Genomic DNA, 17,456 nt, shown 5'->3' with positions numbered 1-17,456 from the left:
AATTTAGCTAGATATTTTTTTAAAAATAAATTGTTAATTTAATCTCGGCCATACAAAGTCATTTTTATAGTACTTTTTCTTTAATCTATCTAAATCAAATTCCCATTCCCCAATACTGTATGAATTTTTAATTAATCCATTTTTTTGTTTTTTTCGCAGTCTAACATTATAGGCAATAATATTAGCAACCCTTTTAAGTCCTAATTTAGGCACTGCATTTTGAAGAATATACCATCTTTTTTCGCGATTGAGTCCTGTTATTTTATACCCTAATTTCGCCAATTCACTTGTTGTATTTAGAAATTCATTTGAACTATTTTGCTCTACAACAGGATCAAGTTTAACATCCGTGGTTGGCCATTTAAATGAAGACGCACTAACATTTTTATTTTTTAAATTTGAATTCATGATGTTTACTTGTTTTCTATTTATTAGTTTTGATAATGGATATTCCTCAATAATTGCCCATCCGCCCATTCTAAGTTTCTTGATTTTCTGAACCTGTCCTCTATTAACGTAGGCCTTAGAATCACCATTTTTTATAAATACATTTGTTTTAAAAAATTCCTTTCTTGCGTTTCGATCAGGCTTATGATAAATAGCCAGTAGAATCTCTTTCTCTCTATAACCATCGTTGAGATTAATATTTTCGAGGAAATACACGCTATGGTATTGAGGTGTTTTACAGATCAAATTTGTATTAATTTCAAATTGGTTAATTTGAGTTTGACTTGAAAGTTTATCAATTAAAAAGCTAAAAATGATTTCCTTTTCTATCGGATCTAGAACAGTTATTTCTTTAATAAGATTTTGAACTCTAATTTTATTGCTTAAAAATGACTCTTTATTATTAAGAATGTTTCTAGTCAATTGATATAATTGAAATTCTGATTTGTGTTCATTTAGGTATTCTGAAATAAATTCAAAACGCTCTATAAAATCGATTTCATTTTCCACGAAAACTCCATACCATAATAATTTCGCGAAAATTTCACGATCAATTTCATCTAAATTAAAATACTCAAAATCTGTAATTGAATCAGAATATATGTCTACTAATTCATTCTTTTTTCCAAATAAAATATAGGATTTAAATAGCTCTAAAGATAATTTTAAAGAAAACCTTTCATAAATATTTCCTTCAAACGAACTATGTTTATATCTAAAAAACTCTTCAACTTGTGATTTTACATTAGAGTTATAAAAAGAATTGATAATTTTTAAAGATAAAAAATAGCATTCATCCGTAACAAATCCTTTTCCCGTCTCTAATATTTCATTTATTAGCTCTAACACTGAACTGATGGTAACCTCGTTTATCTTATTTAAGTTAGGATTATGAGCTAATAATCTAAGTGCTTGCTCTAGTTGAATAACACTACCATTTCTAAAAAAACGGTAAATTTCCGTTATATTATAATTAATTTGATCGCCTTTATCATTTATTAATTCAGTTAAAAACTTGTTATGCTCCTTTTGAATTTTTAATTCCTTATTTATTTTATCTAGTTCAATTTGTTTATTTTCAAGTATTAATTTACATTCAACTAAATCTGCATGATATTTATCAATTTCTTTATACAATTTATCTATCTCGGTAGAAAAATTCTTCAGAAAAAGCTCCTTCGTCATCATATTTTTGTCACTCCTGTAAATAAATAGAACTAATATATAAAGATTATATTACTTTTCTAAGAGACATAATAGGTAATTTTCCCTTTCCTTATAGTTAATATAGTTAATCATGATGAACGCGTTATTCTCGTAATTTACTGATCTGGACTATTTATACAACTGTGAGTATGTCCATTGCAGTTGTGAGTATATAATAGAAGGATTATTGCCTTCGCTGAAAGGATTTACCAATTTACTTAAAGAATTTAACAGATTCCAGTTTTAAAAGAAAAGATAACCTCCATGCGCTATACCTTTTTTAAATTAAACGAATAGCAGAAGGAATTTACATAGCCATTTCCAAAGAAGGAACCGGCTCACTCGGCAACGCCGGCTTTGCAGATTTAGGCTGAGAGACCGTGGTGTTTGATACGTTTTTACCTCCTGCTGCAGGTGAGGAATTGAAGCAGGCGGCTGAAGCATTGACAGACAACAAGGTGAAATATGTGATGAACTCGCACTGGCATGAAGATCATGTGTATGGCAACCAGGCTTTTGAGGATGCTGTGTTTATTGGAACGGAAAAGCTGTGCAGTGGTTTTTGGGAGAAGCATTCCATTGATGTGGAAAAGGATCTGGAAGGTTTCACCGGTTATCTTAACAGCCAAAAGGAGCTGTTAGCTGCTGAACTGTTATCCCAAACGAAAGCAGCACAATCGGTTTAATTTTTAAAGCATCGGCTTCTGCTGATGCCTTTTCATTCGCAACCAAAATTACAAGGCTTGCATTGAACAACGTAAGGGAATACTTATAACCGACACTGAACGCGATGGAGGTTTTGAAATGAGCGTAAAAAAGATTCAATTCTTGGATGAAGAGGCGTATGCCATTGAAAACGATGAGATAAAGGCCATTGTCCTCCCGTCTCAAGGGAGCAATTTGATTTCTATTGTGGATAAAAAAACAAACACTGAAATACTGAGAACGCCTAAAACCAGGGTAGAGTATGAAACGCGAAGGATGGTGTTCGGGACACCTGTACTGTTCCCGCCCAACCGCATAGAAGATGCAACATTTGAGTATAATAGCCGGAAATACGAATTGGAGATGAACCGGCCGAAAGAGAATGTTCATATCCATGGGTTTGTTCATGATAAGGAATGGAGCGTTCTTGAGATCGAAGAAACCATCCCTAGAATGAAAACACAGCTCCGATCGGCTGAACATCCAGACATCCTCAATCAATTCCCTCATGATTTTACAATCACGATGACGATTGAGATTGAGGGAAACGAAGTGATACAAACCACTGAAATCACAAATAACGGCGAATCCCCTATGCCCTGTGGAATCGGCTACCATACCACCTTTCAATTTCCCAGTGAAGCCAAATTATTTCTTGATGTTCAGGAAAAATGGCTGTTAAATGAACGGCATCTTCCTACAGGGGAGCTTGAAAATATCGCAAACAGGAAAGAGTTTTCAGGTGGAACTTCCTTGTCTGGCATGGCAATAGATGATGTTTTCTTAATGACCGAAAATAAAACGGCAGCCATCGAACGTCCCGAACAAGGCATCAAAATTTCCTACTCCCTTTCTGATGATTTTACCCAATGGGTTTTATTCACAGCCAGCGGTAATGAAAACCTGCTTGCTGTTGAACCATATTCCTGGGTGACCAATGCGCCGAATTTGAAGCTCCCAAGAACTTTAACGGGGTTTGACGACATTAAGCCGAAAGACACAAAAGAATATGTCTCAAGATTTAAAGTCGAGCGTGACTAAGGCACAACAAAGGGAGTCCTTCATTAAAGAAGGGCTCTCTTTGTTGTCCATTAGGGGTGCCTTTACTCTTTACTTAAAACAATTTATCTTCGTCCGAGTTTCTTGGTGTCCGTCTTGTCCGGTCTCTAAAGTCGCGGTCTGCCTCATTCCTTACATCTTCATCTGGGTATAACTCCCGGTCTGTATCATCCGTAAGATCCGAGTTTGCCCGGAGAGGCCGCTCAGTGTTATCCATTACATCAGCATCTCTTCGAAAGTCTCTGTCACGATGGTTATTGTCAGTAGTGTTCCCTGCAGTGTATCCATCTCTGGTATCTTCCACATCCGTAGCTATCCTAAATGTTCCATAATCGATCCCAGCATTCGTAGGATTTAAGGCATCTGATTCATCCGTTGCAAGATCACGGTCTGAATCAACCATCAACAAAATTTTGCCTGATTCTACGTCAGAAGCATAGGATGCAGCTTCCCGGTCGGGTATCCCATAATCCGATAGTCTTTCGCCCAGGCTATTCTTGCTGTTCGTGTACTCATCATCCATAAATGCAGCTTTCAGTTTATCCAAGAAAGATTCTTTATTAGGTTCTTCCACATTGTCGACCGTTGCACCGGTTATCGTTTCGACGGTATCCGTATAATGATCATGATTCGTTACTACGGAGATCTCATCTGTGTCATATCCTCTCAATTGCAATTGCTGTACAGCACTTACGACCGCTTCTTCAGATTCATATACACCTATGACATGCTTGCCCATAATGAATTCCTCCTTTATAAATGGTCTTTCTACTGTGGTTAAGTACCCGGATCTACACTTTGCAAACAAAAATAAGGAAAATATACAGGTTTCATTTTTTGAAGCATGAAAAAGCCCGTTTATCCCAGTTTCGATAAACAGGCTTTTATTCGAACCTTGCAGATACTATACTTTTACTCTCTCAATCCATAGATCTTTATAATCCGCCCAACCCAATGTGTTGAGCGTTACACCCTGCAATGATTGATGGTGGAGAATGCTCTGTTTTGAATGGTAGAGGAATAGGAGAGCATGGCGCTGTTTCAGCAAATCTTCCAATTCGTAAAATCGCTGCATTCTTTCATCCATTGTAGTGGCTTTAAATACTTGCTGGATCATCTGGTCCTTTTCTGCACGAAGGTCGTCATCCATCAAAGAGCTGATAAAGGAATTGCCCACTTCATACATATCGAGCAGAGCTAATTCCACAGGATCGGCAAGGACCTCACCTGACAGGATAAGATCGGCCTCCCGCATCACTACTTCTTTTTTCAATTCCTCGATGGGTACAACCACAATCTCTATCTCCACTCCCACACTGGCAAGCTGCTCTTTTACCCACTCTGCGTTTAATTCGTTGGTTCTCATTTCATAGGTATATAGCTTTAAAGGTTCACCTTTGTATTCGGTATCAATAAGGAGGCGTTTCGCTTCAGACTCTGAATGTGTTCTCTGCGATTCTATTGAACGTGCTGGGAGAAAACCTGCTGCCGGCAGCATCCTCTTCCCACCCAGTTTTTCAATCAAGTCTTGGGAATCAACAGCTTGCTCGATCGCTTTACGGAAAAGAAACGAAGACTGCGGCCCTCCTTTTTTCAGGTTGAACATCAGGTAGGTCGCTCCTTTTTCAATATGATCGAGTGCCTTGTAGTGCGCTTCTACTTCATTAGCGACTATAGGATGCGGCACATATTTCATCTCACCTGGAGGAACGAACAACATCCTCTCCCCGTCATAATCTGGCCATACCCAAATTTCAATCCGGTCTAAAAACGGCCGTTCCTTAAAGTAGTGCGTATGTGCAGTAAGCTGAAGCTGTGACTCGTCATTGCTCTCCACCTTAAATGGACCACTCCCAACCGGCTCTCGTTTATAGTTAGACAACAATTCAAAATCACAAGGCACGATGGAAAGCCGTTCCGTACTAAAATAATAATCAAAAAGGCCATTCGGCTCGGACAGTTCAATTCTTAGTTCACAATCGTGAACAACCGTGATAGATTGAATCTTCTCCATCATCCATCGATGTGGGGAACCGTTAATAGGATCGTGAATTCGCTCGATGGTGTATTTAACGTCTTCAGCTGTTAGCAGCTTCCCGTGATGAAACAGAATTCCTTTCCGCAGGAAGAACGTCCAGACCATCAGCGACTCATCACTGCGCCAATGATGACAAAGGTGTGGTTCGAGTTTACCTGAAGTACCGCTATAGACAAGAAGGGTATCAAATATCTGCTGAATCATATGTGCTTCTGTCCGCCGGTTCACATACGCCGGATCAATGTCTTTGATCTCCCTATAGAACGGGAACCGCAGCACGTCAATCGCGATGTTCTCCTTCTGTTCCAGATGATAGCCTAACTGCTGCTGTACCCACACATTGAATTCCTGCTGATACGCTGCATCCAGTTCATAGTTATGTAAAAGTTGCTGAGCCTGGCTTAAGTCACCCTTCACTACCTTCTCTTTTGCCAGCTCCATCAGAAAGGAATTCTGCTCTATTAAAAAAGCGAGAGACGAACGATTCCCCCGCCCCCTGCCTGGCGACCAGCTCACCCACTCCTGATCCACCATCTTGTTCAGGAGAAAGTTTGCATTTCGCTTGGAGCAAAAAAGTACCGAACTGATCTCCTCCAGTGTGACCGAAAGCGGCAGATGGATCCCCGTATCTCTGTAATGTTGTCTTAAAGTGAGGTAATGCTCCTGCAGCTGCATCCGGTCACTCTCCTTTTTGATAAAAGATGAAAGGTTTTGATTTTAATTTACACTTTTTTTCATATTTACGGAAGATACACTGGTAATAGAAGGGAGCGTTTCTGATGGAGATGGAAAAGGTCGTTCAGATGCCGGCTGCAGAAAAGCCGGTGTTATGGAAAAATAAGAATTTTATGCTGTTGTTTATTACAGGACTCATCTTTTCGGTCGGAGGGAAGATCTATGAGCTTGCTCTTCCCCTCATTTTATATGATTTCACCCATTCATCGGTGGCTATGTCGAACATGAGGGCCATCGAATTTTTGCCAAATCTGCTGCTGGCCATGTTCATCGGAGTGCTCGTCGACCGGGTGAACAAGAAACATTGGTCTCTTTGGACGATCGGCATCCAGAGTGTCGTTTTATTCGGATTGTTCTTGGCCCTGCAGATGGGATATCATTCTTTACCGCTCTTTTATGTATGTGGTTTCCTGCTTATGACATGCAGCTACGCGTTCTTTAATGCCCGCTACAGTATGGTCAAACAGGTGCTTCCGAACGAACTGCTCACACCGGCCAATGCCTCGTTTTCGTTCGTGACAACACTGATCGGTATTATGGGGCCAGCGATTACAGGGTTTATCTTGATGCTGTCGAGTCTTCATGATGGACTGCTGCTTACATCTGTTGCCTTTTTCGTCACTTTTATATTATTGTTGAAGCTTGATCATAAGGAAGTGGTTGTTCGAAAAAAGCAGCACTTTCTCGAGGATTTAAAAGAAGGGTGGATAGCTCTCCGCGAAAACCGGCCGCTTTGGCTCATTACTATTCTTGTTGTTTTTATCAATTCTACCTCTGGTATGGTCGACACGATGATTGTCTTTTTTGCCAAGGATGAATTGAGGCTGAGCACATCAGAGCTTGGATTAACCCTTTCCTTTGCAGGGGTGGGCGGCTTGGCGGGCAGCAGTATGGTCAGTATTTTGAGGAGAAAAGTGAAGCTCGGCAAACTGCTTGGTTTGACGACATTTGGCTCAGGTTTGGGGTACTTTATCTTATTTCTTGCTCATACCCCTCTTCTGCTTGCGACAGGTTTGTTTTTTGAAGGGTTGTTTGGAACGGTATCCTCGGTATGCATCTGGACGTTCAGGCAGGAGACGACACCACAGCACCTCATCGGCCGGATCGGCGGCCTTACCGGATCCATCTTTAAGCTCGGGATGCCGATTGCCATTGTTGCCGCCGGCTGGATCGCGAAGTTTTCGCATCCCGGTACCGTCTTTTGGATTGCTGCACTGGCAAATGTTCTTATCTTTTTAGCATATTGGAGATCGTCCTTATGGCGGGTATAATCATCTACAAAAAAAAAACAGTTGTAATCAATGAATGATTAACAACTGTTTTTACCTTTTATTTCGTATATTCCCTAACCAACACGGCGTTGTTGAAGTTTAGCTAATTCAGCCATTACCTCTTCTGATACACCAGCGTGATGCAGAAGCAAAGCCAAATGTTCAGCAGTAAGATGAGCGGAGCCCAGTTCCATCTCTTTAATGCGAATGCCGTTCTTTTCTTTTTCCACCTCTAGAATGGCACCATGGAATCCAGAGCTTAAACGAGCCGTCTTTACTCCATCTTTAGATTCTCTAATTACAATTCTGTACCAAGATGTAAATTCCCATTAAGACGCTCGATGTAATATTAACGGCCGTTTTCATTCTTATCTCTATATTTGTTTTAAATGTTGTAGAACGGACTCCTGAAGAGCAGATAAACTTTCATGATCCGCCAGTTGAACGTAAAAGCTTTTCAAGAAATTCTTGCTATTCGCTCTTAAAACATAATAATCCTTTTCAGCCAGTTGTTCTTTTTGCTCGATTAGGTGCTGTGGCATTTGTTCCACTCGTGTTTTAACCTCTTCAACGGTTAGGCCGTTCTCCAATAATGCCAGGATCGGTGTGATGATCCGCTCGTCTTCATTGTGGATGTAGACATAGTTAGAGATTAGTACTTTACCCCATAATGCATCCAGGATTTCAGGAAAAACTTCTTTGCTGCATTTTGAGTTCTTCACAACCTCATCCACTGCGTCCGCGATGTGTGCAATGCTATGTGCCCACCCTTTTCCATCGACCAATCCGCGATAGTCCTTCTCCTCTTTAAGGCATTTCAATAAGCCTTTAGCACCTTCATGGACCGTTTCAAAAGACAAAAAGCTTTCCTGGTTATCCTTATACAGGATAAGGGCGGTCACTAATGCAGAAAAGGACCTTTTAAAGACGGTATCTGTTCCCTCTTCACCCAATCCTTTAAATAAATAGGACTCACTTAAACATTGTGTTAGGAGACCGCTCAGCACTTCATGTTCCAGCTGGTTATCTATGATCAATTTGCAAAACATGTCATAGATGAGCTCATCCCTTAAATCTGAGTCAACTGAACCGAGATGCTCCATCATGGATTGTACGATATAACTCTTATCTTCCTCTTCCCATGATTTCTCACCATTTTTTAATTCGGCCAGCTTGTTCTTTAGCTCTTCCTCGTTCATGAAAGCGGTGTTCGCAACACTTTCCATTTAAAAACCTCCATAAATTACAAAAATTTCTATTTATATCGTACTACAAAACTCTCATATCACAACAACCAAAAATAAAAAAAGAACTGACGCAGCAGTTCTTTCGTGAAGGTTATTTCTTAAATTTAAGGACGTGGTAAAAGGTTCCCGTCCTCCATATAGACGACCCTGTCGCATAAATCCAGCATCCGCTGATCATGCGTCACCATTATCGCCGCTTTATCTCTTAGCTTCACCTCATCCGCCAGCATTTGAACAACGGTGCGGCCACGCTCGGAATCCAGGCTCGCCGTCGGTTCATCTGCCAAGATGATCTCTGGATCGTTCATCCATGCCCGGGCAATGGCCACACGCTGGCGTTCTCCGCCGGACAGCTGCTCTGGAAAATGATTTCTTCGATGAAGCAGACCGAGCCGTTCAAGAAGCTCATCCGCTTTTTTCCCTGCCTCTTTTGACGATTTATTTTCCAGTTCCGGAATCAACAAGAGCTGGTCTCTAACTTTTAAATAGGGGATAAGGTTGGCGGACTGAAACACGAAGCCAATCTTATGCAGCCGGATATCGTTCAATTGTTTGACCGGCAAAGTGCTTATGTCCTCATCCCCAATCACGATGCGTCCGCTCGTAGGCGCCAATAGGGCTCCGGCGATGGACAGGAACGTGCTTTTACCCGAACCGGAAGGCCCGACCACTGCGACAAATTCTCCCGCCTTTACTTCTAATGATATCTCTTTTAAGACATTGACCTGTTTATCTCCATCTCCAAATGTTTTACTGATGTTTTCCAATACCAGTTTGTTTTCCATCATGCTGCCCTCCCTATGGCTTCTACGGCATCAATTTTAATGACCTGATAAAGTGAGATAAGGGAGCCGATAACGGAGACGGTTAAAAAGAGAATCGAGCAGCCTGTGATCAGCGGAATACTCAGTACAAACGGCATACCGGCGGGTAATAGGTTAGCCACCGTAAACGTAAGAATGATGCTTATGATGAGACTTACCATCGTAAGAGATAGCACTTGATAAACCACGGTACGTGAAAGATATCCGGATTTTGCGCCAATCGCTTTTAGAACCCCAAACTGATTTACTTTTTGAAGCGTGATGACATAAAAGAACACGCTCAGCACAAAAGCTGCGATTACAAATAGGAAGATGATCATCATGAGCAGAGAGCCTTGTTCTTCCTTATACCCAGGGATGCTTTTTAAAACTTGCCCTTTCGAGATCACTTCTGTTCCTTGAACATGGTTCTCGATTTGTTTTGCCACGGTCTTGTTGCCGTTCAATGCCGCTGCATTATATATGTGCTGTGAATCTTGCTTGCCTGTATGCATAGCTTTCCAGGTTTTTAACGAGAGGTGAAGTACCGGAGAGTGGCTATATGACTGATCCTTCGTAAACCCGATAAGAGTTACTACTCTTCCGGAAGTTTCCTCTGTTATTCGATCACCGATTTGAAATCCATCCTCTTTTAATGACAAATCGCCTACAGCTTCGTTGATTTGGGCCTGCTGCAGCGGTTTTCCTTCAACTGCTGAAGGAGCGAGAAAGCTCGTTGGATCAACTGCAAAAACCGTACTATCTAATTTTTGGGAGGATCCCTCTTTCTTTACGGTGGTCATTTGTATAGTGAGTGGAGTCACCTGATTTCGATCAGCATAGCTTGCAATAACCCTCAGTTTCTTTTCCGAAAGCTGCGAACGGTTCAGACGCAGATCTGACTCCTTATCCAGAACGATATAATTTGCGTTCATCCTTTGAATGGATGAGGCGTTATCTGATGACAGCCCCTTTGCGAGTCCTGAGACAAAAAGGACAAGAAAGGAGATCAGCACCATAATCAGACCGATTAACAAATAACGTATTTTCGCATGCTTTATCTCTCTTAGTGCGAGAAACATGGTGATTCAGCTCCATTTCTATCTTGTTTTGGACTGAAGAAATCATTCTTTCTCAGTACAAAATCAATCATAGAAGTGGTTTATGAACAGGAGATGAACAGCGGGTTACATTCTTGGAATCCGGACATGAAAGGTCGTACCCTTGCCAGGTTCGCTTTCTGCTTTAATCTCACCGTTATGCAGATCGATGATCTTTTTAACGATCGATAACCCTAATCCGCTGCTTCCTTCTTTCCTCTCTCTCGACTTGTCCGCTTTATAAAAACGGTTGAAAATGCTGAGCAGGTCCTTCTCTGAAATACCGATCCCTGTATCAGAAATCGAGATGCGGCAATTTCGATCTTGCTTTTTGAGGCGAATGGAGATCGCTCCGCCTGGCTCGGTAAATTTAATGCTGTTGGTAATCAAGTTCGTCCATACTTGATGCAGAAGCTTTTTATCTCCATAGATAAAGGTCGAAGGCAGTTCCAGCTCAATCGCTAACTCCTTCTCGCGCCAGCTCCATTCCGTCATGACCAAGATCTCCTTGATCTGAGCAGCCACATCAAACGTGCTTTTCTCAATGATGGCTTCTTCTTTTTCAAGGGAAGCGAGCATGAGGAGCTGTTTGCTCAACTGTGACAGCCGGGTACTCTCTTTTTCAATAATGGATAAATATCGATTTCGTTGATCCAATGCCAGTTCATCGTTTTGGAGAGTCTGGGCAAAACCTTTGATCGACGCAAGCGGTGACTGGATCTCATGGGAAACGTTTGAAACAAACTCCTGCCTCATCTCTTCCAGCTGTTCAAGACTCTTCGCCATCTCGGAGAAATTGGTCGCTAAACTGCCGATTTCATCCTTCCGCTTTTCATTTAATTTGATGTTGTAGTTGCCGGTTGCAATCTTTTTGGTTGCCTTGGTTAGCTTGATGATCGGTTTTACCAGATAGCGTGTGCTGATTCCGACGAGGATAATACTGAGCAGGATCGTCAGCAATAAGATCACGGAAAAAAAGATCCTCATCTCGCCGAATTGGAGCTCAATGTTTGGCCGGATGAACAGAGCGTATTGTTTTCCGGAAGCTTCCAGCGGCATGCCGATCGTATTTTTCAGGACATTATCGAAAAAGCCTGTCACAAATGGCGTGGAAGGAAATTGTGCAATCCCGTGATAGACTGTTCCATTCAGCACACGTTTTACGATGGCTGGATCCATTTCCTTTTTCCTAAAGGTTCCTCCAAAAAACGATTCATGATGCTGCTGATCTACCAAGTAAATCTGGTACCCGGTATGACCGATGTGATCCAGATAATCATTGAGTTTCAACTGTGGATTTTTTTCGTAATAGTCTACAGTTTCTTCTGCAATCCTGGTCACTTTTTTATCATTATAGGGCTTTAAGCTTTTCTGATAATAAGCGTTGGAGATCACAAAAGCAAGGAGACTGCTGATCATCATAACCGCGATGGTGGTCACTACGATTCGTACGTAAAGGGTCTTCATTTCTTAGCAGCCTCCAATTTATAGCCTACACCCCGAACCGTTTTGATCGTAAAGTCGTCAGTTCTTGAAGCAAAACGTTCGCGCAGCCGTTTAATATGGACATCGACCGTTCGGTCATCCCCTGCAAAATCAGAACCCCAGATCAGGTGGATCAGTTCCTCTCTCGTAAAAATACGTCCCGGATAATTTGCCAGCTGTGACAGGAGTTCAAATTCTTTCATGGGCAGCATGAGCAGCATTCCACTGCAATACACTTCATAACTTTTCCGGTCTATGATCGTTTGGTTTAAGGTTATCTTTTCGGCATTGACCATTTGATAACGGCGCAGAAGGGCTTTCATACGGAAGATCAATTCTTTGGGTTCAAAGGGCTTTGTCATATAGTCGTCCGTACCCACCGTAAATCCTTTTTCTTTATCGAGAAGCTGGTCTTTGGCCGTCAGCAATATGACCGGGAAGTCGTAATATCTTCTTATCTCCTCACACAACTGGTACCCATCTTTATGGGGCATCATCACGTCCACAACAGCCAGGTGCATCTGTTTGGATTGAAGCAATAAAGAAGCTTCTTCCCCATCCTGTGCCAGATGGACGGCGTACCCTTCAAGCTGCAGGTGGTGCTGCAGCAGTTCGCGAATATGAGGATCATCATCCACAATTAGAATATGTATCATGGAAAGGAACTTCTCCTTCTTTCATCATTTAAAAACACCGACAATCATATCATACACAATTTGAGGCAAAATACGGTTAGCAGTTTACTAAAGCAGGGGGTGATTCCGGTTAATCAAAAATCAGATTCCATTTCAGTATTTAAAACAAGAAGTAATGGAAACCTATCGAACGGCCTTAAAAATGAATAGTGATATATATCGTTTATCAGAAGTCGTCTATAAAAAAGACATAAACACCTGGAAACAAATCGAGAAAAAAGGAAAGATACCATTAAATAAACATTCAATTACGGTAAAAGTAGACGTAAAGGTCATACACGGAAATAAGCAACGGTTAAAGCCTACATGGATTAAAATATAGTAAAACCCCTGACTTATTCACGATTAGGTGGAAGGACAGTTTCAAAAACAAAAAAAGCTGCCGCAGCAGCTTTTTTGGATGAGTTAACTTATTTTCCTAATGTTGAAATTTGCCACGTTACACCGAATTTATCTTTCAGCTGGCCATAAGATGGGCTCCAGAAGGTTTCTTGCAGCTCCATGATTACTTGGCCGCCTTCTTTTAATTTGTCAAAAACTTCTTTTGATGTTTCAACACTGTCAAGCGTGATTGCTACTGTTACTTGGTCTCCAGTTTCATAGGGCATCCCTGGGAATGTATCAGAAAGCATTAAGTCATGATCTCCCACTTTTAAATGAGCATTCATTACACGGTCTTTAGCTTCTGCTGGAACAGGATATTCCGGATTCTCCGGCTGGTCGCCAAAAGTTTGTACAGATAAAACCTTTGCATTCAATGCCTTTTCATAAAACTTAACAGCTTCTTGTCCATTTCCATTCGTTACTAAATAAGGATACAGCCCTACGATCATACTAGACACCTCGTTTTTTTATTTTGAATTCCCTCGAACAAACGTTCTTATTTATTTTACTATATGTGACATTAAGACGCAATATATTATTCACTCAACTGCTCATTATTTTTTAAGTGAGCAGTACAATTTGTGAATCGGATGAGCTGACCATTGCGAGTGTATTCAAGCAGATGGATGCCTGTATTGTCAGTGTGAAACCAAACGGTGTTGAACTGAGGCAGCTTTAGGAAACCTTCAATGATCTGGGTGATCATACCTCCATGAGAAACAACCGCCACTCTGTTAATATCCTTGCCAAGTTCCCTAATTGAAGATAAGACCTTTTCCCCTCTCAGCCTGAAGTCTGTTTTACTTTCATCTTCCTGTTTTTCTTTAAGATCATCAATGTAAGTTACTGAGCAGCCAGTCGTCTTGGATAAAAGATCTGCAGCCTGTCTGGCTCTGATCAGTGTACTGCTCAAAATCAGATCGGGCGGAAGTTCAGCGCAAACACGCTGTGCCATCCTTTCCACCTGTTCAACCCCTCTGCTTGTCAGCGGCAAATCAGTTGAGCCAGTGTAGTCTTCATCTAAAAAGTCATCTTCTGATTCACCATGCCGAATCAATAAGATCTGCATATGCACCTGCCTTTCCTGAAAAAAGAACCGATATTACATCGGTCCTCCATTATATGAACTATTATTTTTCGCATTCTCTGATTCTAGAAATTTAACCGGTTCATCCTCTTGGAGTATGGTCCTCGTTGCTTTGCTGGAGTTTACAAAAAATCCAATCATAACGGCAGCTGCAATCAACAGCAGCAATAACCAAGCCACCAGACATAACCTCCCCTTTTTTATACCATCTCTCTGCTCTACCCTATGAATAGAATTCGCAAATGATGAAGAAAAAGGCTGGAATGGTATAAAACCATCACTGCCCTATTAAACTTCTCTGTTAAAATGCACAATCCTCCTGATCCATGAGAAATTTTTCTCTGGTCTTCATGCTATTTTACCTCAATGGCCAGCGCGTAGCTTGCGTCTCCTTTTTCCTAATGAGCAGAGATGTCATAGATGTAGATCCCTTTTTGTTTAGGTGCTTTGAATGCATTTCCAAGTACCTTCACGGCTTTTGTTTCTTTGTTGTTCAGCCAGCGAGTCACATCCAGGGATTTTTTCAACGGCTTTTTCTTAAAGGAGATGTTTACCATTTCTCCGGATGACACTTCTACTGGCTTTTACTTATGAATGTCAATCATTTCAGGAGGAGAAATAGTATCCACACAACCTTTACTCCAGCAATACGTACCCAGAATGGTTGGAACGTCCTTTCCTTCCGCTGTTACTTTTGGCTCTGGAGGCTTGCCATCAAAATCCACAAACAAAAAGATAAGAAAACCGATGACACAGGCTATTCCAATATAGAACCCTAGCCTATACTTACTCACCCTCATCACCCCCTACTTACTATATAATTATAGCATTTATTGGAATAAATGATGACAAGTATTTATTTCACCACAGCTACAGGCCTTCTTTTATTTCGATTCATTTTTGACCGATACTGCAGCAGAATTATGGAAGCTATGACAAATGAGCTGATACCAAAGCCGATGACCATTTTTTTAAAACCAATGGTGTCCAGGAATAACCCGGTTAACAGCATGAGAATTTGAAAGATAATGTTGTCTGTCATGCCTTTGATGGAGAAGAACCGTCCATGATAGTCAGAAGGAATATCGGTTTGGAAGATGGTCGTTGTCACCGGAAAAAGCATGCCCGCTGACAGACCAAACAAACCGAACGAAACGACAGACATCACGGGATGATTGGCTAAAAATAGTGATGTATGAGCGGCCGCGATGAGAAATGTGATTGCAAACAAATACGGCAATCGCGGACGTTCACGAAAGAACCTTCTTGCTAAAAAGGTGCCAAGAAACACACACAGTCCCTCTGTTGTATAGAGAATTCCTTTGATTCCGGGATTGTGCTGAATCTGGCTGATCTCGATGACCATCAAGTTAAAGCCGGAAAGAAACAAATACGGCGGTATAAGAAGAAAGATACCGTAGACGACCTTAGATTGATTTTTCACGATAGGATAAAGTTCTTTACATGCCGACGAGCATCGCCCCTCCAAGTGCTGTCCCAGCAATTCTTGCACCGGTAAAAATGTTCATGTATACACCGTTTGCCTGCAGCAGATTTTCTTTTTTCACGATTAACGGAATAAGTGTCTGCATGGCCGGATTGGAAAACGTCCCTGCAATTCCGATGATAAACGTGTAGATTAGCATCCACCAGACATTATCGTTGGCAATGGCTAGGTACATGAAAACGATCGCGAAAGACCGCGCAAGACCCGCATAGATGAGTATTTTTTTCTTATCTCCCCGATCAATAATTCTCCCAGCCATTGGAGCCAGGAATACTCCGACCAAAAACCCCGATAATAGAAGCAATGCTTGTAAAAAGGATGACTCCACGTTCTTTTGCAAAAATTCCAGGTTGCCGATGATCCCGACCCATAGGCCGGTACTCGAAACCGCTACACCAAACATGAGTAATAAAAAGTTTCGGTTCTTCCACATTCTATTGTTTAACCCCTCTCCTGATCCACCCGCACAATATTTAACGTACCCACCATATTTTAACATGACATGCATTGTACAGGATGGCTTTCACGACATAAAAAATAGACTGCGGAGGCAGCCTTACAAACATTTTTTCCGTAATAAAAAGAATGCCATATAAAAACATGTAATCATGGTGTTGAACGCCAAAAAGGTATACGCATTGACAAACATTGTGTTGGTTCCTTGATTGAGCCAGTTAAATCTGTAGATCTCCGAGCTTTCAACCGTAGGCGGCCCACCCAAGTCCTTTACTAGATTGGTAACAAATCTGATTTCTAATACGGTTGATAACAAGAGGAATAGGAGAGAAACGGTCAGGATGATGACGCACGTTCTTCTGTTCAAGTCTAGTTTTTTTAACTGTTTGAGCAGGGCAACCCCAAACAGTATGAACATTATGATGGAGATGCCTAGCGGGATGATTCCCAGGTTTCCATTTCCGCTGACTGCCCCTGGTCTTTGCGTGAATAAATCTACTAGAAAAATAAAGATAAGACATAATAGAAAGAGAATGATAGGGTTGCTGGAAAACTTGGTCATACACTTTCCCCCTCACCGATTGTCATTTATTTACTTTTATTATACTTATTTCGAACCGGTAAAAAAAGAAAGGTATAGTTGATCTTGGAATTAATTAGGTTTACTCCGGGAAGCGAAATTCGTGCCGCCCGAATAAGAGTCTCAGCCGCCCGAACACGTAAAATCTGCTCTCCGAATCATCCCTTTTGCCACAAAAACGAACATTATTTATGATGTAAATAGAAAGGATGATGAAAGAATGGAAGCTAAACACGTAAAAACAGCAGAAGAACGAGAAGATGCCTTTAAGATTCGGAAAAAGGTGTTCGTCGAAGAACAAGGCGTTCCTCTTGAGGATGAATTTGATCAGCACGAGGATGCGGCTGAGCATATTCTTGTAATGGACGGAGATCACCCCGTCGGTACTGGCAGATGGCAGATTGTTGATGGCGTGGCAAAATTTGAACGGATCTGCGTCCTTCCCAGCCATCGCAAGTTCGGTGTTGGTAAAATCATCATCAGCACGCTTGAGGAAAGTGCGAGAGAAAAGGGGCTAACGGCTGCCAAACTGCACGGCCAGACCCAAGCAGAGCCCTTTTACGAAAAATTGGGTTATAAATCCGCATCCGGTGTATTTATCGAAGATGGCATCCCGCATATAGTAATGAAGAAAAACCTTGGATAATCTTT

At 41.4% G+C, this 17,456-nt stretch carries 22 protein-coding genes; 5 read left to right on the top strand and 17 right to left on the bottom strand.

Annotated features, from left to right (window positions below; genetic code table 11):
• Window positions 1-33 precede the first annotated feature (33 nt).
• Window positions 34-1,635: a hypothetical protein gene (locus tag P4361_RS05850; protein ID WP_328088594.1), complete on the bottom strand. Its 1,602-nt coding sequence runs from the start codon at window positions 1,633-1,635 to the stop codon at window positions 34-36.
• A gap of 401 nt (window positions 1,636-2,036) precedes the next feature.
• Here P4361_RS05850 and P4361_RS05845 point away from each other — a divergent pair, with 401 nt between their 5' ends.
• Both P4361_RS05845 and P4361_RS05840 read left to right on the top strand, forming a co-directional pair.
• Entirely contained in the window at window positions 2,037-2,339 is a 303-nt protein-coding gene (locus P4361_RS05845; RefSeq protein WP_328088593.1) for an MBL fold metallo-hydrolase, read from the top strand.
• A gap of 118 nt (window positions 2,340-2,457) precedes the next feature.
• Window positions 2,458-3,399 (top strand): aldose 1-epimerase, encoded by a 942-nt coding sequence (locus tag P4361_RS05840; protein ID WP_328088592.1) that lies wholly within the window; start codon window positions 2,458-2,460, stop codon window positions 3,397-3,399.
• A gap of 73 nt (window positions 3,400-3,472) precedes the next feature.
• On the opposite strand, the gene P4361_RS05835 is transcribed toward P4361_RS05840, so the two are convergent.
• Window positions 3,473-4,156 (bottom strand): general stress protein, encoded by a 684-nt coding sequence (locus tag P4361_RS05835; protein WP_328088591.1) that lies wholly within the window; start codon window positions 4,154-4,156, stop codon window positions 3,473-3,475.
• 165 nt (window positions 4,157-4,321) lie between these two features.
• A complete protein-coding gene (locus P4361_RS05830) occupies window positions 4,322-6,130 on the bottom strand; it encodes an ABC transporter substrate-binding protein (protein ID WP_328088590.1) in 1,809 nt (602 codons plus the stop codon).
• A 104-nt stretch (window positions 6,131-6,234) separates the two neighbouring features.
• Between P4361_RS05830 and P4361_RS05825 the strand changes: the two genes are divergently transcribed.
• Window positions 6,235-7,461, top strand: coding sequence for an MFS transporter (locus P4361_RS05825; protein WP_328088589.1), 1,227 nt, complete (start codon window positions 6,235-6,237; stop codon window positions 7,459-7,461).
• A 74-nt stretch (window positions 7,462-7,535) separates the two neighbouring features.
• On the opposite strand, the gene P4361_RS05820 is transcribed toward P4361_RS05825, so the two are convergent.
• The 6 genes from P4361_RS05820 to P4361_RS05795 form a co-directional block, all read right to left on the bottom strand.
• On the bottom strand, window positions 7,536-7,691 hold the full coding sequence (locus tag P4361_RS05820; protein WP_328088588.1) for a hypothetical protein: 156 nt from the start codon (window positions 7,689-7,691) through the stop codon (window positions 7,536-7,538).
• Between the two features lie 144 nt (window positions 7,692-7,835).
• On the bottom strand, window positions 7,836-8,687 hold the full coding sequence (locus tag P4361_RS05815; protein ID WP_328088587.1) for a DUF2785 domain-containing protein: 852 nt from the start codon (window positions 8,685-8,687) through the stop codon (window positions 7,836-7,838).
• A 125-nt stretch (window positions 8,688-8,812) separates the two neighbouring features.
• A complete protein-coding gene (locus P4361_RS05810; protein WP_328088586.1) occupies window positions 8,813-9,496 on the bottom strand; it encodes an ABC transporter ATP-binding protein in 684 nt (227 codons plus the stop codon).
• A complete protein-coding gene (locus tag P4361_RS05805; protein WP_328088585.1) occupies window positions 9,493-10,593 on the bottom strand; it encodes an ABC transporter permease in 1,101 nt (366 codons plus the stop codon). The genes P4361_RS05810 and P4361_RS05805 overlap by 4 nt, the downstream gene beginning before the upstream one ends.
• 105 nt (window positions 10,594-10,698) lie before the next feature.
• Window positions 10,699-12,078: a HAMP domain-containing sensor histidine kinase gene (locus P4361_RS05800; RefSeq protein ID WP_328088584.1), complete on the bottom strand. Its 1,380-nt coding sequence runs from the start codon at window positions 12,076-12,078 to the stop codon at window positions 10,699-10,701.
• On the bottom strand, window positions 12,075-12,752 hold the full coding sequence (locus P4361_RS05795; protein WP_328088583.1) for a response regulator transcription factor: 678 nt from the start codon (window positions 12,750-12,752) through the stop codon (window positions 12,075-12,077). The genes P4361_RS05800 and P4361_RS05795 overlap by 4 nt, the downstream gene beginning before the upstream one ends.
• Before the next feature lie 112 nt (window positions 12,753-12,864).
• On the opposite strand from P4361_RS05795, the gene P4361_RS23205 reads away from it, so the two are divergent.
• Window positions 12,865-13,113, top strand: a complete 249-nt coding sequence (locus P4361_RS23205; protein ID WP_425590231.1) for a Ger(x)C family spore germination C-terminal domain-containing protein — start codon at window positions 12,865-12,867, stop codon at window positions 13,111-13,113.
• A gap of 88 nt (window positions 13,114-13,201) precedes the next feature.
• Here the strand turns inward: P4361_RS23205 and P4361_RS05790 are convergent, their stop codons facing one another.
• The 8 genes from P4361_RS05790 to P4361_RS05755 form a co-directional block, all read right to left on the bottom strand.
• Window positions 13,202-13,624, bottom strand: coding sequence for a VOC family protein (locus P4361_RS05790; protein WP_328088582.1), 423 nt, complete (start codon window positions 13,622-13,624; stop codon window positions 13,202-13,204).
• A gap of 86 nt (window positions 13,625-13,710) precedes the next feature.
• Window positions 13,711-14,244: a histidine phosphatase family protein gene (locus tag P4361_RS05785; RefSeq protein ID WP_328088581.1), complete on the bottom strand. Its 534-nt coding sequence runs from the start codon at window positions 14,242-14,244 to the stop codon at window positions 13,711-13,713.
• 33 nt (window positions 14,245-14,277) lie between these two features.
• Window positions 14,278-14,442 (bottom strand): hypothetical protein, encoded by a 165-nt coding sequence (locus P4361_RS05780; protein WP_328088580.1) that lies wholly within the window; start codon window positions 14,440-14,442, stop codon window positions 14,278-14,280.
• Between the two features lie 218 nt (window positions 14,443-14,660).
• Entirely contained in the window at window positions 14,661-14,834 is a 174-nt protein-coding gene (locus P4361_RS05775; protein ID WP_328088579.1) for a hypothetical protein, read from the bottom strand.
• A 12-nt stretch (window positions 14,835-14,846) separates the two neighbouring features.
• Entirely contained in the window at window positions 14,847-15,056 is a 210-nt protein-coding gene (locus P4361_RS05770; RefSeq protein ID WP_328088578.1) for a hypothetical protein, read from the bottom strand.
• Between the two features lie 62 nt (window positions 15,057-15,118).
• Window positions 15,119-15,706 (bottom strand): MFS transporter, encoded by a 588-nt coding sequence (locus tag P4361_RS05765; RefSeq protein WP_328088577.1) that lies wholly within the window; start codon window positions 15,704-15,706, stop codon window positions 15,119-15,121.
• A gap of 16 nt (window positions 15,707-15,722) precedes the next feature.
• A complete protein-coding gene (locus P4361_RS05760) occupies window positions 15,723-16,202 on the bottom strand; it encodes an MFS transporter (RefSeq protein WP_328088576.1) in 480 nt (159 codons plus the stop codon).
• A gap of 123 nt (window positions 16,203-16,325) precedes the next feature.
• Complete coding sequence (locus P4361_RS05755; protein ID WP_328088575.1) at window positions 16,326-16,787, bottom strand: hypothetical protein; 462 nt, start codon at window positions 16,785-16,787, stop codon at window positions 16,326-16,328.
• Window positions 16,788-17,025: 238 nt separating this feature from the next.
• On the opposite strand from P4361_RS05755, the gene P4361_RS05750 reads away from it, so the two are divergent.
• Entirely contained in the window at window positions 17,026-17,451 is a 426-nt protein-coding gene (locus P4361_RS05750) for a GNAT family N-acetyltransferase (protein WP_328088574.1), read from the top strand.
• Window positions 17,452-17,456 lie beyond the last annotated feature (5 nt).

This window comes from Fictibacillus sp. B-59209 (assembly GCF_036216745.1).
In the GTDB taxonomy this organism is placed as follows: domain Bacteria; phylum Bacillota; class Bacilli; order Bacillales; family Fictibacillaceae; genus Fictibacillus_C; species Fictibacillus_C marinisediminis.
The sequence above is the reverse complement of the archived record's forward strand: the minus strand, read 5'-3'. Positions and strand labels throughout refer to the sequence as shown.

Coding starts and splice junctions, on each gene's coding strand:
- P4361_RS05850 (WP_328088594.1), bottom strand. CDS start 1,635: ATGATGACGAAGGAGCTTTTTCTGAAGAATTTTTCTACCGAGATAGAT.
- P4361_RS05840 (WP_328088592.1), top strand. CDS start 2,458: ATGAGCGTAAAAAAGATTCAATTCTTGGATGAAGAGGCGTATGCCATT.
- P4361_RS05835 (WP_328088591.1), bottom strand. CDS start 4,156: ATGGGCAAGCATGTCATAGGTGTATATGAATCTGAAGAAGCGGTCGTA.
- P4361_RS05830 (WP_328088590.1), bottom strand. CDS start 6,130: ATGCAGCTGCAGGAGCATTACCTCACTTTAAGACAACATTACAGAGAT.
- P4361_RS05825 (WP_328088589.1), top strand. CDS start 6,235: ATGGAGATGGAAAAGGTCGTTCAGATGCCGGCTGCAGAAAAGCCGGTG.
- P4361_RS05815 (WP_328088587.1), bottom strand. CDS start 8,687: ATGGAAAGTGTTGCGAACACCGCTTTCATGAACGAGGAAGAGCTAAAG.
- P4361_RS05810 (WP_328088586.1), bottom strand. CDS start 9,496: ATGATGGAAAACAAACTGGTATTGGAAAACATCAGTAAAACATTTGGA.
- P4361_RS05805 (WP_328088585.1), bottom strand. CDS start 10,593: ATGTTTCTCGCACTAAGAGAGATAAAGCATGCGAAAATACGTTATTTG.
- P4361_RS05800 (WP_328088584.1), bottom strand. CDS start 12,078: ATGAAGACCCTTTACGTACGAATCGTAGTGACCACCATCGCGGTTATG.
- P4361_RS05795 (WP_328088583.1), bottom strand. CDS start 12,752: ATGATACATATTCTAATTGTGGATGATGATCCTCATATTCGCGAACTG.
- P4361_RS05790 (WP_328088582.1), bottom strand. CDS start 13,624: ATGATCGTAGGGCTGTATCCTTATTTAGTAACGAATGGAAATGGACAA.
- P4361_RS05785 (WP_328088581.1), bottom strand. CDS start 14,244: ATGCAGATCTTATTGATTCGGCATGGTGAATCAGAAGATGACTTTTTA.
- P4361_RS05760 (WP_328088576.1), bottom strand. CDS start 16,202: ATGTGGAAGAACCGAAACTTTTTATTACTCATGTTTGGTGTAGCGGTT.
- P4361_RS05755 (WP_328088575.1), bottom strand. CDS start 16,787: ATGACCAAGTTTTCCAGCAACCCTATCATTCTCTTTCTATTATGTCTT.
- P4361_RS05750 (WP_328088574.1), top strand. CDS start 17,026: ATGGAAGCTAAACACGTAAAAACAGCAGAAGAACGAGAAGATGCCTTT.